We start from the raw sequence: 14,155 nt of genomic DNA, 5'->3' as shown, positions 1-14,155 counted from the left end.
TTGAGCGCGAGATAACTGTTGAAGAGAAAAACTAACATCAAATTCGCGCGAGTTTTAGAATTTTTAGAGAACAGATTTTATTTTTAGCGGAGAGTTCCAGGTCTTGAACTTTTGGTTCTTTTGCATCAAGGTAAAAGAACAAATTTTAAACTAAATTATTCTTTAGATGTGTTTTAAACTTCGATTTGAAATTTTAGGAATTTTCTTGTTGAGCTCAGTATTTATCTCTGCTCAAAAACCTTTATATAAAGATCCCAAGCAGCCCGTTGAAGCCAGAGTTCAGGATCTGTTGCAGAGAATGACCCCGGAGGAAAAATTCTGGCAGTGTTTTATGATTCCCGGAGATCTAGATAACGTTCCGAAAGGACAGTATTCCCACGGAATTTTCGGATTGCAGGTAAGCGCAGGAAGTCAGGGAGGCGGAGAAGCAGGACAACTGCTGAAATACAATGCCAGTGAAAATGCAGAGATACTTGTGAAAAAGATCAATGCCATTCAGAAATATTTTGTGGAAGAATCACGATTGGGAATTCCAATCATCCCTTTTGATGAAGCTTTACACGGGTTGGTTCGGGAAGGTGCTACGGCTTTTCCGCAGGCTATTGGTCTGGCTGCTACTTTTAATCCCGAATTAATGACCAGGGTTTCAACAGCGATTGCAAAAGAATCAAAACTGAGAGGAATCCGCCAGATTCTGACACCTGTAGTCAACCTTGCCAATGATGTCAGATGGGGAAGAACAGAGGAAACTTATGGTGAAGATCCATTTTTGACATCCGTAATGGGCGTAAGTTTTGTCACTTCCTTTGAAAAGATGGGGATTATTACCACTCCCAAACACTTTTTGGCCAATGTAGGAGAAGGAGGGAGAGATTCATACCCGATTCACTGGAGCAAAAGGTATCTGGAAGAAACCCATTTGATTCCTTTTCATAATGCTTTTACCCAAGGAAAAAGCTGCTCAGTGATGACTTCCTATAATTTGCTTGATGGAAGACCTTCAACTGCAAACCATTGGCTGTTAACGGAAAAATTGAAAAAAGACTGGAATTTCAAAGGCTTTGTTATCAGTGATGCCAGTGCAGTAGGAGGCGCCAATGTTCTGCATTTTACGGCAAAAGACTATGATGATGCGTCTGCACAGGCCATCAATGCAGGGCTTGACGTGATTTTTCAAACCGACTACAAACATTATCAGCTCTTCATTCCACCGTTTTTGGATGGGAGAATTTCAAAAGAAAGAATAGATGATGCCGTATCAAGAGTATTGAGAGCCAAATTTGAACTTGGATTATTTGAAAACCCTTATGTTTCTGCTAAGGAAATTGAAGAATTAAAAAAACTCAATCACAAACCTTTGGCAGAAAAAGCAGCAGCAGAGTCTTTTGTTTTACTTCAGAACAATAACCAAACGCTACCTGTTCCCACGAATGTTAAAAAGATTCTGGTGGTAGGAACAGATGCTGTGGATGCAAGATTAGGAGGTTACTCAGGGCCTGGAAACAAAAAAGTAAATATCCTGGATGGCCTTAAAAACTATGTGAAAAATACAGAGACCGAAATTATATATTCAAAAGGAATTGACTGGAATGTAAAAGACTTCACCACAATTTCAAAGGAATATCTGTCCTCTGAAAACAAAAAAGGATTAACAGGATTCTATTTTGCCAATACCAATTTAATAGGCAATCCGGCTTTTGGAAGGCAGGATGAAAACCTCAGTTTCAAATGGACTTTATATTCTCCTGATCCGGAAAAATTGCAGTCTGACAATTACAGTATCCGCTGGACCGGAAAACTGGAAGCTCCCAATTCCGGAAAATATCAGATAGGCTTACGTGGGAATGATGGTTTCAGATTATACCTGGATGGAAAATTAGTGATTGATCAGTGGGAAAAGCTGAGCTATTCTACCAAAACAGTGGATGTAGATTTTGTAAAAGGGAAAAAATATGATATAAAGATCGAATTTCATGAAAATCGAGGCGAAGCCAATCTGGAATTGATCTGGAACTATGGTTTATATGATTATCAGAAAGATGTTAAAGAAGCTTTGGATCTTGCCCGAAAAGCAGACTATATCCTTATTACGGCCGGAATTCATGAAGGTGAATTTCAGGACAGATCATCACTAAGCTTACCTGGAAATCAGGAAGCATTTATTCATGAAGTTTCAAAATTAAATAAACCGATTGCCGTTGTTTTAGTAGGAGGTTCTGCCATCAAAACAACATCATGGAAAGATAAAGTAGGAGCGATCCTGGATATTTGGTATCCGGGAGAAGAAGGCGGAAATGCGGTGGCAAAAACACTTTTCGGAGCTGAAAATCCATCCGGAAAACTGCCTGTCACTTTTCCGGTTCAGGAAGGTCAGTTACCTTTAACCTATAATCATCACCCGACAGGAAGAGGAAATGATTACCATGACCTGAGCGGAGAACCGTTATATCCCTTTGGTTTCGGATTAAGCTATACTACTTTTGAAATTTCTGACCTTCAGTTGAGCAAAACTCAGTATTCTGAAAATGAAACCATTGTTGCTGAAGTCAAGGTGAAAAATACAGGTTCAAAAGCCGGAAGTGAAGTCGTTCAGCTGTATGTGAAAGACGTGCTGGCTTCCGTTTCAAGACCGGTTATTGAATTGAAAGGATTTCAGAAAGTAGAACTAAAACCAGGAGAATCAAAATCAATCACTATAGAAGTTCCTGTAAAGCAATTACAGTTTTTAAATGAAAAAATGGAATGGGCTGTAGAAAAAGGAACCTACAGAATTATGATCGGTAATTCATCGAAGAACCTTCCCTTAAAACAAAATATTGAAGTTTTATGACCATAAAAAAGAGCAGAAATTTCTGCTCTTTTTTGTATCTATTATTGAGATTGTCTAGTATTTTCTGGCCAGTAAAACGTTCAGTAAGAATGTTCCTGCCCAGTTACTGTTATTGGTTGTTACACCATTCGTACCGATAAAGTCTACACGGGCAACAGATACGGTAAGCCTGGTTTTACCGCCAGTACCGCTATTGGCCAGACTTACAAAAGATGCTGTAAACACATCCGGGAAACTTGAGTTGTTTCCTGCGGTAAGAATAGGATACATATTGGTAACATTGAAAGGAGTACCCTGATATTCATACACAAGGGTCATTCTGCTGGCATTGGAGTAGGAAGCAGTCTGGGCTCTGTCCACAGATGTTTTGCTCACAATCCACCACCTGTCTGTTGCAGTACCTGAATCATAGCCTGCATTAGCATGATTGGTCCAGTCCGCAAGGGCTGCTGTTCCAAGGGCATGAGGAGGAATGAAAAGCTGTGTACCATAAATTTCTACATTGCTTGGTTTTGGAAGAACTGTAAAAGATAAATCCCATGTTCCTCCGGAAGTATTACTGTTGTTTACTACTTCGGCATATGCTCCAGTAGGGATTACAAAAGAAGCAACAGGAGTATTGTCTATTCTTAAAGTATTTCCACTGGAAGCCTGTAATGTAATAGCATTGGGAGAAATGTTCTTAATCTTATAAATTCTTCCTGTAAAACTGGTGGTCCCGGTTCCGATCACAGGAAGGGTAAAGGTAGCATCTGCAGTTCCGTTATAGGTAATATAATGATCAGTAGCCAGTATATTATACGTTGTAGCAGTAATCTGAGTATAGCCAGCCCTAAGAGAACCGTTTACAGCAAGTGTACTGTTAGGTGTTGTTGTATTAATGCCTACTTGCGCAGTTAAGGGAACAGCAGCCAATAAAAGGATCGAAATGTATTTTCTCATATTGCATAATTTAATTAACACAAAAATATAAAAAAAAACATCTGAAAATTATTTGATAATTAATATTTTAAATGTTTTTTAAATAAATCATTAAGATTTTAATATCAATCAATGTTCGGAAACAGACATTTCTCAATATACATTATTTTAAGCGGAATCATCTCCTGGAGATACATACTATGCTTTCTTTAAAAAATCTTGGTATGATATATGTAAGATTTATCGTGAACCGGAATGAATTTCATTAAATGATATTGGTTTAATTGAAAACATTCAAAAATATGAACATTATGAAAAAGTTATTAATTTCAACAGTATTGTTATTAGGTTTATCCATGAATGTTGCTGCCCAGAAACATCCGCCAGTACCTCCGCATCCTTCAAAAAGTGAGTTGGTCAATATTAAAATGCAAGAGCTTACCAAAAAATACAATACTGAAAAAAAACTGATCCTTAATCACCCGCTTGCGACCAAAAAGATGAAGAGAGATCAGATGAAAGCCTTGAATGAAAGATATGCAGCTGAAAAACGATTGCTTAGACAGGCAAGATAATACAGTATTTTTGCAGTTTTTAAAATGGTAAAACCATTTTTTTATCCGTAAAGTTTTGAAAAGTTTTCAACGTAAGGAAAGTTTATTGAAAGAGAATACATCGTGTATTCTCTTTCTTTGTTGAAAATTGAATGAAAACAGCTTTATTGGTGCATTTTAAGATCAGTTTGAAGAAACATAAAACATCCAATATTTTTCCTTAAATTCGCATAAAAATTTTTAAAGTAATGAATTACGATATTATTGTCATTGGAAGTGGTCCTGGTGGATATGTTACTGCGATCAGAGCAGCGCAATTAGGTTTCAAAACCGCAATTATCGAGAAAGAAAATTTAGGAGGAATCTGCCTTAACTGGGGATGTATTCCAACTAAAGCTTTATTGAAATCTGCTCAGGTTTTTCATTATATCAACCATGCTGAAGATTATGGTTTGAATAAAGTGGAGGCAAGCTTTGAATTCCCGAATGTAATTCAGAGAAGCCGTGGTGTTGCCAGCAAAATGAGCAAAGGAATCGAATTCTTGATGAAAAAGAATAAGATTGACGTAATTCTTGGTACTGCAAAAGTACAGAAAGGTAAAAAAGTTTCTGTTACAGATAAAGAAGGTAAAGTAACTGAATATACAGGAACTCATATCATTATCGCTACAGGAGCCCGTTCAAGAGAATTACCAAACTTACCACAGGATGGTAAAAAAGTAATCGGATACAGACAGGCATTATCTCTTCCTGAGCAGCCAAAATCTATGATCGTTGTAGGTTCCGGAGCAATCGGGGTAGAATTTGCTGATTTCTATAACACAATGGGAACTAAAGTAACCATTGTTGAATTCATGCCAAACATCGTACCGGTAGAGGATGAAGAAATCTCTAAACACTTGGAGAAATCTCTGAAGAAGACAGGAATCGAAATCATGACAAACGCTTCTGTAGAAAGTGTTGATACAAGTGGTGAAGGTGTAAAAGCTACTGTGAAAACAGCTAACGGAAACATCACCCTTGAAGCTGATATCTTATTATCTGCTGTAGGTATTGCTGCTAATATTGAGAACATCGGATTAGAAGAAGTAGGAATCCAGACAGATAAAGGAAGAGTATTGGTAAACGAGTGGTACGAAACTTCAGTACCTGGTTACTATGCGATCGGAGATATTATCCCAACTCAGGCATTAGCTCACGTAGCTTCTGCAGAAGGAATTACTTGTGTGGAAAAAATCAAAGGAATGCATGTTGAGAAAATCGACTATGGTAATATCCCTGGATGTACTTACTGCCACCCTGAAGTAGCTTCTGTAGGTCTTACTGAAAAGCAGGCTAAAGAAAAAGGATACGAAATCAAAGTTGGTAAATTCCCTCTTTCTGCAAGTGGTAAAGCTACTGCAAACGGAAACACGGACGGATTTATCAAAGTGATTTTCGATGCTAAATATGGTGAGTGGTTAGGCTGCCACATGATCGGTGAAGGGGTAACTGATATGGTTGCTGAAGCTGTTGTAGCCAGAAAACTGGAAACTACAGGTCATGAGATCATCAAGTCTATTCACCCGCACCCAACAGTTTCTGAAGCGATTATGGAAGCTGCAGCTGCTGCTTACGGTGAAGTGATTCACATTTAATCTGAAATACAGCATCTTATATATAATAAAAACCCGGATTTTCCGGGTTTTTTTAGTGAAAGTAATAATAACTTTGTAAATCTCTATTGCACATTAATAGCTTCGGACTGCATTTCTTCATTAAGTTTATAGCTATCCTCCAGAAAATGATATTTCACAATTTTACCATTCACTACTTTAAAAATCACAACAAATTCAGTAGTAAATATCTTGTTGAATTTTAAAATTTTTGAAGACAGATGTCCGGCAGCAGTGGCATTTTCACCATTAACAGCTATAAAGTCAATTTCAAATTTTTCGGGTTTGACATTTGAGTATAATTCTTTAAAAAACTCTTCTATTTCCTTCTTGGTTTGCCTTTTACCTGTCCACGGAAATTTTTGTTTATTTCCGGGTAAGTCCCAGTCTGCATGATCAGAAAATAAATCTAAAATATTTCCTTCCTTTTTTCCGGATTGTAAAGCAAAAAATTCATCTATCACCTCTTTTGTTGTTTTTAGAGATTCTTTGTTGATAGCCAACGATGGATTTTTAAAGATATTTACTCTATCTGCATCTTCTGAAGTAAAATCAGGATCTACATACACATGTACACGTTTGATAAATTCATCTTCGAATTCAAAAACATTGCAGAATTTACCATAAGAAATCTTATGATCAGGCCACTCCTTTCCGGATCTTGTAATTCCCCTTTCTGTCCCTTCTACCACAATACTATGGTCAGAAATTACATATTTAAAATTATCAATATCATGGCTGAGGCTTTGAAGATGGGCACCCATTACTTTTCCAAAATTTGCGATTCCATTTTTTCCCTTTTCAAACCCGAATTTAGGATAATATATTTCTACATCATCTGTATAGAGATTAAAATATTCTTCGTCAAATTGCCCTTCATCCACTTTTTTGAAATACGTTTTGACTTTGTTTTTGCGAAGTGTCGCAAGATCTGTATTGTTCATATTTTTTTGTTGTTGTATTGCTGGCCTTTCCTGAGCTTTCATATGGGTACTGTTTATGAATATCAGAAAAGTAGCTGTTATTATGATATTGTTCTTCATTTTTTTTATTTAAACCGATCGTTCCAGAATTTGATAAAAAAAATTATTTCTTAATTTGATCTATTAAAAAATCAACCATTTCCATTACTTCCTTTTTATTTTGGGTCAGGTTATAATGGCTCCAGAAACTGCTGAAAGAAGATAATATATAGCGGGCAATAATCTGAGCTGAAGTTGTACTTTTGATATTTCCATCTTCCTGAGCCTGTAATATTGCTTTTTCTAAAATAGCCAGTAAAGATTTGCCGCTTTGTAAAATAAGCTGCCTGGCTTCCTGATCTTCCGGAACAATTTCGAAAATGGTTTTCACCGTAAGGCATGCTTTATTATCAGTTACAGTTTGTTCAACAACATCACGGATAATGTTTTCAAGCGCGGTTATACCTTCATTTTTTGCTTGTAACGCCAGGTAATATTGATTTTCTTTGAAATCAGAATAATTGGATAAGCATTTTAAAAACAAATCATGTTTATTACCATAGGTATCATAAATACTGCTTCTGTTCAGCTTCATAGCATCTACAATATCGTGCATTGAGGTAGCGTGATATCCCTTTTCCCAAAAGAGATTACGGGCTAGTTCCAGTTTTTCCGTATAGTCGAATTCTTTATTTCTTGGCATACTGCAAATATACAATTTAAACCAATCGTTCCAAATTGAGTTTATTATTATTTAGATTCTTCAATAGCGTGTAAGGCTGGCAATTGATTCTTTAAACAGGTAAAAATAACCTGACAGGTTTCAAAAACCGGTTAAGTTTAATACACATACAACCAAAGATTTTTATCTGTGAAAGTATACTCATTAGTATTTTTCAGGATAAAAAGCTTAGTAAAAAACCTAGTAGTGCTCCTCCGATAACAACAAAAGCACTGTTTATTTTTTTTAATCCGAATACAACAGCTATACTTATACAGGCGATAAGAGTTGTTTTCCAGTCGGTAATGCTGTCAATTCCCATAGTGATGCATACAGACAGAATGAGAGCTACAGATGCCACATTTACGCCGTTAAGAAAAGAAGAAAATGTTGCAGAATTTCTCATTTTATTTACGAAAGGACCCGACAAAGCAACAAATATAAAAGAAGGAAGGAATATGGCTAAAGTAGATACCAAAGCCCCTGAAAGTCCATTAATCTGATATCCGATAAATGTCACTGAAGAAAACACAGGCCCCGGAGTAAACTGGCCTACGGCGATAGCATCTATAAGTTCCTGACGGGTAATAATCCCTCTTGAAACAAGCTCTGTATCCAGAAAGGCGAATAAAACATATCCGCTGCCGTATAATATGGCTCCGATTTTCAGAAAGATCCAGAATAATTTTAAATTGAGCAGGGAAGAAGTGTTGGATAGTAAAAACTGAAGTGGACTGATAAAAATAAAATTGTTCAGTTTTTTATTTCTTTGATACTCTATTATCAATATTAAAAATCCGGCTCCGAACATTAAAACTATTTCATTGATTTTTAACAAAGAGCATAGGAGAACAATTCCTCCCACAGCCGCTAATGGGAAAGTTTTTACTGATTTTTTTGCCAGTGGGAATGCAGCACCTATTATAATTGCTATAATGGCAGGTTTTATTCCACAAATAACGGGAGATACTTCGGGAAGCCGGCCATATTCTTTGTATAGCCATGCAAAGATACCTGTAATAATAACCGCAGGAAATATAAAACAAAGCCCGGCAACTATCAGTCCTTTCCAGCCTGCTCTTTCACGTCCTATATGGATTGCCATTTCAGTACTGTTAGGACCAGGAATAAGATTGGCAGCTCCAACAAGATCCAGAAATTCCTGATCTGTCAGCCACTTTTTTTCAGCCACTACTTCTTTTTGCATCATTGCGATATGGGCAGCAGGGCCTCCAAATCCAATGATCCCGAGCTTCAGAAATAATTTGGCAAGGTCTTTTAAGTCATTATTATTGTTCACTTTAAACGATGGGTTTTACCAGGACCATTTAAAAAAAAATGATTTAATAAAAGTAAAAAACTATAGGATATATTTTAATATCTGCATGGTCATTTTTACATTAATTTTGAAAAGTATGGGTTTTAATAGCAGATTATAAGGTCAGGCCGCTTAAGGATTTAAAGCTGTTTGATTGAATTTTGATGTGATTACAGTCGTTTTTCTTAAAATAATTTTAAAATTAACATATTTATAAAAATTAACTTAATTATTTCAGACTGTTTTCTTACATTTATTCAATGAATTTTGAGAGAGTAGGACTTGTTTTATCAGGAGGCGGTACCAAAGGAATCGCCCATGCAGGAGTATTAAAATTCTTACAGGAAAAAGGTATTGAGATAGATATTCTTTCCTGTTGCAGTGCGGGATCTATTGTAGGATGTCTTCATGCTGTCGGGAAAACTCCGGACGAAATCCTTGAATTCTTCAATTCTGTCTATTTTTTCAACTGGAAACACTTTACGTTCAATCAGCCGGGACTGGTTTCTTCAGTGATCTTCAGAAACTACCTGAAACCTATTTTCCACGAAATGAAATTAGGTGATCTTGATATCGAAGTGAAAATCGTAGCTACAGAGTTAGTTGCAGGTACCCAGAAAATTTTTGATAAGGATTTTGAAATTGTTGATGCTATTATTGCCTCTTGCTCCATTCCGGGAATCACCACTCCCTACATCATTGGAGATGAAATGTATTGTGACGGAGGAGTACTGAATAACTTCCCCGCAGATATCATTAGAGAAGACTGTGATAAGCTGATCGGTGTATTTGTATCTCCGCCCAATGAAGCAAAGATCAAAGATCTGAACTCTATTAAAGCAATCGTTTCCCGTTCTTATGATCTTCTGTCCTACAGAATCGAAAAAATAAAATTTGATTACTGTGACTGGTTCATTTCTTCCCAGAAACTATCGTCTTACGGGACTTTTGAACGAAGAAAAGACAGGTTGGAAGAGATTTTCAATATCGGTTACAAAGCAGCAAAAGATAGCTACGAAGAAAGTAGTTTTTTTACGGAATTAAGACAATCCGGAACATAAAAAAATCCTGTATCATACAGGATTTTTATTTTATAAAAGCTTAAAACGGTTTTGAGTTCTTAAAGAGAAGTTATAGAAAGACGATAACAACTTCCAGCTTCTCACCTCCATCTTCATCTTTAATTCTTCACTACATAGCCATCCTGGCGAACAATTTCACGATCATTCGCATCATTTACAACCAGCGTGTAAGGTGCTTTTTTGGGAGAATCTGTAAGGTAATTTCTCCAGATCTGATAGCTGTGTCCTTCATTGCTGAATTCGATATAATAATTTCCTCCAGTACCGTCAGGAATCAACTCACCATCACTGATAATCATACTTGGCTTAGCGGTGATCTTTGCATTGGCATTCCAGGACTGGTAAAGGTATTTTCCATTCGGTTGTTTGTCGATTCTGATCTTGAACTTTTTGGTTTTAATAATAACAGTCTTCGGTACCTGCTGAAGGGCAGAAGAAGTTATAAAACCGTCTGTTTTCGGAGCGGGAACTTCTTTAGCCTGAACAAAAGAAAACTGGGCTAAACAGAAAGTCCCTAATAAAATATGCTTTATCATATTGAGTGGTTATTGGTTAACATTTCAGACTCTATCAAATATAGAGCCATTTTTCAGCTGAATTTTCTTTTTAAGAACAAGTGCGTAAAGTTTATACAATGATTTTTTAATTATAATAAATTTGTATAAGCTAAAAATAGATTAAATAATTATTTAAATATTTCTTTGAACTCATCTGTGTAAGATAACTTTTCATAACCTAAGTACTTAAAATTTCCTTGAATGTAATTTTTTATCTGAAAATAATTTTTATGATAGAATTGTGATATTTTTACAACTTTATTTCCTTCTTTATACAAGTAAAGATATTCGTAAGTTCCTCCTTTACCTGTCAAATGGCTAAACTTCCAACCTTCAATTTCATGAGTTTTATAAGTTTTAGTTAGAAGTCCAAAAAATCTTCTTACAACAATAGTATCTTTATTGATTGTTATCTTGATACATTTTGTTCTTACTTCTCCAAAGAGTACTACATACGAAAAAAAAAGTATACTTGGGAGAAATATTCTTGGAAATACTGGAGTATTATAATTTTTTGTAATAAATATCCCGGGGATAATTGATATAATAATATATAAACAGGCAATCAACAATAAAGCTGGTAAAAAAGCTTTAAAAGTAAATTTTGTATTCATAATTACAAAATAGATCTCCTAATTTAATGTTCAGGTTTAATCTCAAAATTCTGTGTATAACTTGCAAAAGCATCTTCCAGGCTTTCAAATTTCCCTTTGAATTCATCAATAGGGCAGTCCTGAAGAATATTTCCTTTATGGATCAGAATGACTCTTGAACACAGTGCTTCCACTTCCTGCATGATGTGGGTAGATAGTAAAACAGTCTTTTGCTGTCCGATCTGTTTCACCACATTACGGATTTCAATGATTTGGTTAGGATCCAGACCATTGGTAGGTTCATCCAGAATCAGCAGATCCGGCTGATGAATGATCGCTTGTGCCAATCCTACACGTTGCTTGTATCCCTTAGACAACTGTCCGATTTTTTTTGATTTTTCCGGAGTAATTCCTACGAGTTCAATCACTTCATCTACTCTGGATTCGGAAATTTTGTGGATATTGGCTACAAACTGAAGATATTCTTTCACATACATCTCCAGATACAGCGGATTATTCTCAGGAAGAAAACCGATTTTCTTTTTGCTTTCGATCTCATGGTCTGAGATATTCATTCCATTAAAAATAATTTCTCCCTGATCAATTTTCAGCGCACCGACAATAGATTTCATCAGCGTAGATTTTCCGGCACCGTTTGGGCCAAGAAGACCGATGATCTCATTTTTATCAATAGAAATGTTGATGTTGTCAAGAGCAGTCTGTTCACCAAATTTTTTGGTTAAATTGATTATCTGAAGCGGCATAAATTATAATGTCTTTCTGCAAAAATAAAATAAAAAAACTCATCCGATAGAATGAGTTTCGCAATATTTATAAAATATAATTATTTTCTTGATTTTTTCTTGGCTCCGCCAGATGCCGGAGCTGCTGTAGAAGCAGTATTGGTGGCTCCTTTTACTGCCGAAGGGTTTATGCTGGAAGGTTTGTCATACATGGCATACTTTCCATTCGTTCTTCCAAAAATTTTCTCCACCTGTTTTTGGGTTAAAAACTGTGATTTTCCAATGTATTTCCGGTTCTTGTTGATCACCTGAATAAACTGCATGGTCTGCTGCCCGTAGTTCTTTTCATAATGAAGCTCTATGATATCATTAGGCAGTTCCAATATAACATTTTCTTCTGGAGTGGAAATAAAACCATCCATAATCAGTTTATAGAGCCCGGCAACATCTCCATTAAGGTTCTGGAATGAAAAAGATCGGATTGTATTCAGGTTGCTGGTGTTCAGATCCTGGTAGTTAACTGTAAATTTATCTTCCTTTTTATAGAGACCAACGGAATTATCTTTACCAATTTCCACCAAACTTTCATTTTTCAACACTTTGATCTGTGAGAAAACTGAAATACCGAACATACATGTAATAAGTAGAATTATTTTTCTCATGGAATGAATTTTAATGTTTTATAACTTGGTGCACATAAATTTACTCATAAAAAAGCTAAAAAGCAATTTTAATTCGTTAAAGCAAAAGTAACATTTTTTTTTAATACTTATAAGAGATCATCTGCTGATGTTATGGGCTTCATTGTTTATGTAAAGAGTTGTGATTCACAGGGTTTTAATCTCTTTTGTGACAGTGCTGTTATTTTTGTATAAGCCAGGTTTATATTTCAAATCTGGTGTAAGGTGTTGAGAAACAGAGTGAAATTTACTCAGGTGTTATGAAATTAAAAATTTATTAAAAATAAATGTTAAAAATGAGGTTTTGTGAATTAATCAATAAAAAATATCAATGAGAAGCTATAGCTGTAAGAATTACATTCTTTATTGCAGCTTCTTTGAAACTCCAGTATTCACGTCTTGTTTCTGAGCTGCTGCGGCAACAGATAACAACGTAGAAAATACACCTGTGAAAAATAATTGTGTTTTGGTCATTACTTTTTTTTTGCTAAAAATTGAGATATAAGAAAATTCTTATTGAATCTTTAAATGGTTGTTTTAAAGATTTGAGCTCCCGAATATATCTTTTTCCTCAGATTGTACAAGTAAATATTTTTGTCAATTAATATGAGTGAAAACATAAATCAGTAAGATAAAAGTCAGTATTTTTAATGGTGGTTTGAATTTATATGAGGAGTAATACTTCAAAAATGCTGATGGTACCTTATTCAGAAATGTCAATAATCAATTAAATTTCTTTTTTATGGAAAATACAGAGCATAAGCATGGAGCACCTTCTTCCATGGAAGTTGAAAAGCATTCAAAACGTCCTTCCTCTGCAATGTACGGACAATTTGTGTTGATGGCTGTAGTGATGTTTTGCGCGATGTATATCATTATGTATGCGATGATAGACAGCCTGAAGAATCTTATTTCGAACATTAATAATCTATATATGGCTTTGTTGATGACTTCAGCGATGCTTCTCATAGAATTGTGGGTGATGCGAAAGATGTATACCAACAAAGCCATAAATTGGACTATCGTGATCATTGCCGTAACATCAGGTATTTTTTCCTGGTTCGGAATCAGAGAACAGATGAATGTTGATGACAGGCAGTTTGTCAAAAGTATGATTCCTCATCATGCAGCAGCTATTTTAATGTCTCAAAAGGCACATCTTACCGATCCGCAGCTGATTACCCTGCAGAAAAATATTCTTAAAACACAATCCGAAGAAATCAAGCTGATGAAGCACAAACTCAGAGAATTTGAAAGAAGATAGGGCAGGAATCTGAAATAACACAAATATTGATATACTGTTATTTTAATCAGAATATTTTAATAATTTAGTTTCCATGAAAATTATATGTTTTTTGAAAACGAAAAACGCAAAGTTTCTTTAATTCTATGAATAATTTTAAGCCGCGAGAAGAAAGATTTTTAGCAAGTGAAAGTCAAAAAAATATCAGCACCTTACCTTAGAGTCAAAATAATTTAATAAAAGGCAAACCCTTATAAAAGGGGATATGAGATAAACCATGCTGAGCATTAGAAGCT

Annotated in this window: 13 protein-coding genes; 5 read left to right on the top strand and 8 right to left on the bottom strand. The window is 35.4% G+C overall.

The features are described from left to right. Positions 1-166 precede the first annotated feature (166 nt). On the top strand, positions 167-2,830 hold the full coding sequence (locus AC5YGI_RS05850) for a beta-glucosidase (RefSeq protein WP_496167772.1): 2,664 nt from the start codon (positions 167-169) through the stop codon (positions 2,828-2,830). 54 nt (positions 2,831-2,884) lie between these two features. Here the strand turns inward: AC5YGI_RS05850 and AC5YGI_RS05845 are convergent, their stop codons facing one another. Next, positions 2,885-3,772: a hypothetical protein gene (locus tag AC5YGI_RS05845; protein ID WP_330747073.1), complete on the bottom strand. Its 888-nt coding sequence runs from the start codon at positions 3,770-3,772 to the stop codon at positions 2,885-2,887. A 290-nt stretch (positions 3,773-4,062) separates the two neighbouring features. On the opposite strand from AC5YGI_RS05845, the gene AC5YGI_RS05840 reads away from it, so the two are divergent. After that, complete coding sequence (locus tag AC5YGI_RS05840) at positions 4,063-4,326, top strand: hypothetical protein (RefSeq protein WP_238349598.1); 264 nt, start codon at positions 4,063-4,065, stop codon at positions 4,324-4,326. A 227-nt stretch (positions 4,327-4,553) separates the two neighbouring features. Next, on the top strand, positions 4,554-5,942 hold the full coding sequence (lpdA, locus tag AC5YGI_RS05835; protein ID WP_137904683.1) for a dihydrolipoyl dehydrogenase: 1,389 nt from the start codon (positions 4,554-4,556) through the stop codon (positions 5,940-5,942). An 83-nt stretch (positions 5,943-6,025) separates the two neighbouring features. Here lpdA and AC5YGI_RS05830 read toward each other — a convergent pair whose 3' ends face one another. From AC5YGI_RS05830 to chrA, 3 genes are all read right to left on the bottom strand, one after another. Continuing rightward, a complete protein-coding gene (locus AC5YGI_RS05830) occupies positions 6,026-7,003 on the bottom strand; it encodes a nuclear transport factor 2 family protein (RefSeq protein ID WP_496167771.1) in 978 nt (325 codons plus the stop codon). Between the two features lie 43 nt (positions 7,004-7,046). Beyond that, the gene (locus AC5YGI_RS05825) at positions 7,047-7,625 is read right to left on the bottom strand and encodes a TetR/AcrR family transcriptional regulator (RefSeq protein ID WP_496167770.1); all 579 of its coding nucleotides are present in this window, start codon (positions 7,623-7,625) and stop codon (positions 7,047-7,049) included. A gap of 193 nt (positions 7,626-7,818) precedes the next feature. Next, entirely contained in the window at positions 7,819-8,943 is a 1,125-nt protein-coding gene (chrA, locus tag AC5YGI_RS05820) for a chromate efflux transporter (protein WP_496167769.1), read from the bottom strand. Between the two features lie 278 nt (positions 8,944-9,221). Between chrA and AC5YGI_RS05815 the strand changes: the two genes are divergently transcribed. Next, positions 9,222-10,022: a patatin-like phospholipase family protein gene (locus tag AC5YGI_RS05815; protein ID WP_330747069.1), complete on the top strand. Its 801-nt coding sequence runs from the start codon at positions 9,222-9,224 to the stop codon at positions 10,020-10,022. A 119-nt stretch (positions 10,023-10,141) separates the two neighbouring features. Here the strand turns inward: AC5YGI_RS05815 and AC5YGI_RS05810 are convergent, their stop codons facing one another. The 4 genes from AC5YGI_RS05810 to AC5YGI_RS05795 all read right to left on the bottom strand — a co-directional run bounded on the left by AC5YGI_RS05810 (position 10,142) and on the right by AC5YGI_RS05795 (position 12,598). Further along, the gene (locus AC5YGI_RS05810; protein WP_110010462.1) at positions 10,142-10,579 is read right to left on the bottom strand and encodes a hypothetical protein; all 438 of its coding nucleotides are present in this window, start codon (positions 10,577-10,579) and stop codon (positions 10,142-10,144) included. A 149-nt stretch (positions 10,580-10,728) separates the two neighbouring features. Continuing rightward, a complete protein-coding gene (locus AC5YGI_RS05805; protein WP_330747068.1) occupies positions 10,729-11,214 on the bottom strand; it encodes a hypothetical protein in 486 nt (161 codons plus the stop codon). A 23-nt stretch (positions 11,215-11,237) separates the two neighbouring features. Continuing rightward, positions 11,238-11,957, bottom strand: a complete 720-nt coding sequence (locus AC5YGI_RS05800; RefSeq protein WP_110010464.1) for an ABC transporter ATP-binding protein — start codon at positions 11,955-11,957, stop codon at positions 11,238-11,240. Between the two features lie 80 nt (positions 11,958-12,037). Beyond that, positions 12,038-12,598 carry a hypothetical protein gene (locus tag AC5YGI_RS05795; RefSeq protein ID WP_227941789.1) on the bottom strand — a complete coding sequence of 187 codons (561 nt, stop codon included), beginning with the start codon at positions 12,596-12,598 and terminating at the stop codon, positions 12,038-12,040. Positions 12,599-13,358: 760 nt separating this feature from the next. Here AC5YGI_RS05795 and AC5YGI_RS05790 point away from each other — a divergent pair. Then, positions 13,359-13,880, top strand: coding sequence for a DUF305 domain-containing protein (locus AC5YGI_RS05790; RefSeq protein ID WP_330747067.1), 522 nt, complete (start codon positions 13,359-13,361; stop codon positions 13,878-13,880). Positions 13,881-14,155 lie beyond the last annotated feature (275 nt).

Source organism: Chryseobacterium sp. CS3K3.1, from assembly GCF_059515165.1.
The sequence above is the reverse complement of the archived record's forward strand: the minus strand, read 5'-3'. Positions and strand labels throughout refer to the sequence as shown.

Bases quoted from the DNA above. Each gene is read 5' to 3' on its own strand.
- AC5YGI_RS05825 (WP_496167770.1), bottom strand. From the start codon at position 7,625: ATGCCAAGAAATAAAGAATTCGACTATACGGAAAAACTGGAACTAGCC.
- AC5YGI_RS05790 (WP_330747067.1), top strand. From the start codon at position 13,359: ATGGAAAATACAGAGCATAAGCATGGAGCACCTTCTTCCATGGAAGTT.
- AC5YGI_RS05815 (WP_330747069.1), top strand. From the start codon at position 9,222: ATGAATTTTGAGAGAGTAGGACTTGTTTTATCAGGAGGCGGTACCAAA.
- AC5YGI_RS05830 (WP_496167771.1), bottom strand. From the start codon at position 7,003: ATGAAGAACAATATCATAATAACAGCTACTTTTCTGATATTCATAAAC.
- lpdA (WP_137904683.1), top strand. From the start codon at position 4,554: ATGAATTACGATATTATTGTCATTGGAAGTGGTCCTGGTGGATATGTT.
- AC5YGI_RS05845 (WP_330747073.1), bottom strand. From the start codon at position 3,772: ATGAGAAAATACATTTCGATCCTTTTATTGGCTGCTGTTCCCTTAACT.
- AC5YGI_RS05805 (WP_330747068.1), bottom strand. From the start codon at position 11,214: ATGAATACAAAATTTACTTTTAAAGCTTTTTTACCAGCTTTATTGTTG.
- AC5YGI_RS05850 (WP_496167772.1), top strand. From the start codon at position 167: ATGTGTTTTAAACTTCGATTTGAAATTTTAGGAATTTTCTTGTTGAGC.
- AC5YGI_RS05840 (WP_238349598.1), top strand. From the start codon at position 4,063: ATGAAAAAGTTATTAATTTCAACAGTATTGTTATTAGGTTTATCCATG.
- AC5YGI_RS05795 (WP_227941789.1), bottom strand. From the start codon at position 12,598: ATGAGAAAAATAATTCTACTTATTACATGTATGTTCGGTATTTCAGTT.
- AC5YGI_RS05810 (WP_110010462.1), bottom strand. From the start codon at position 10,579: ATGATAAAGCATATTTTATTAGGGACTTTCTGTTTAGCCCAGTTTTCT.
- AC5YGI_RS05800 (WP_110010464.1), bottom strand. From the start codon at position 11,957: ATGCCGCTTCAGATAATCAATTTAACCAAAAAATTTGGTGAACAGACT.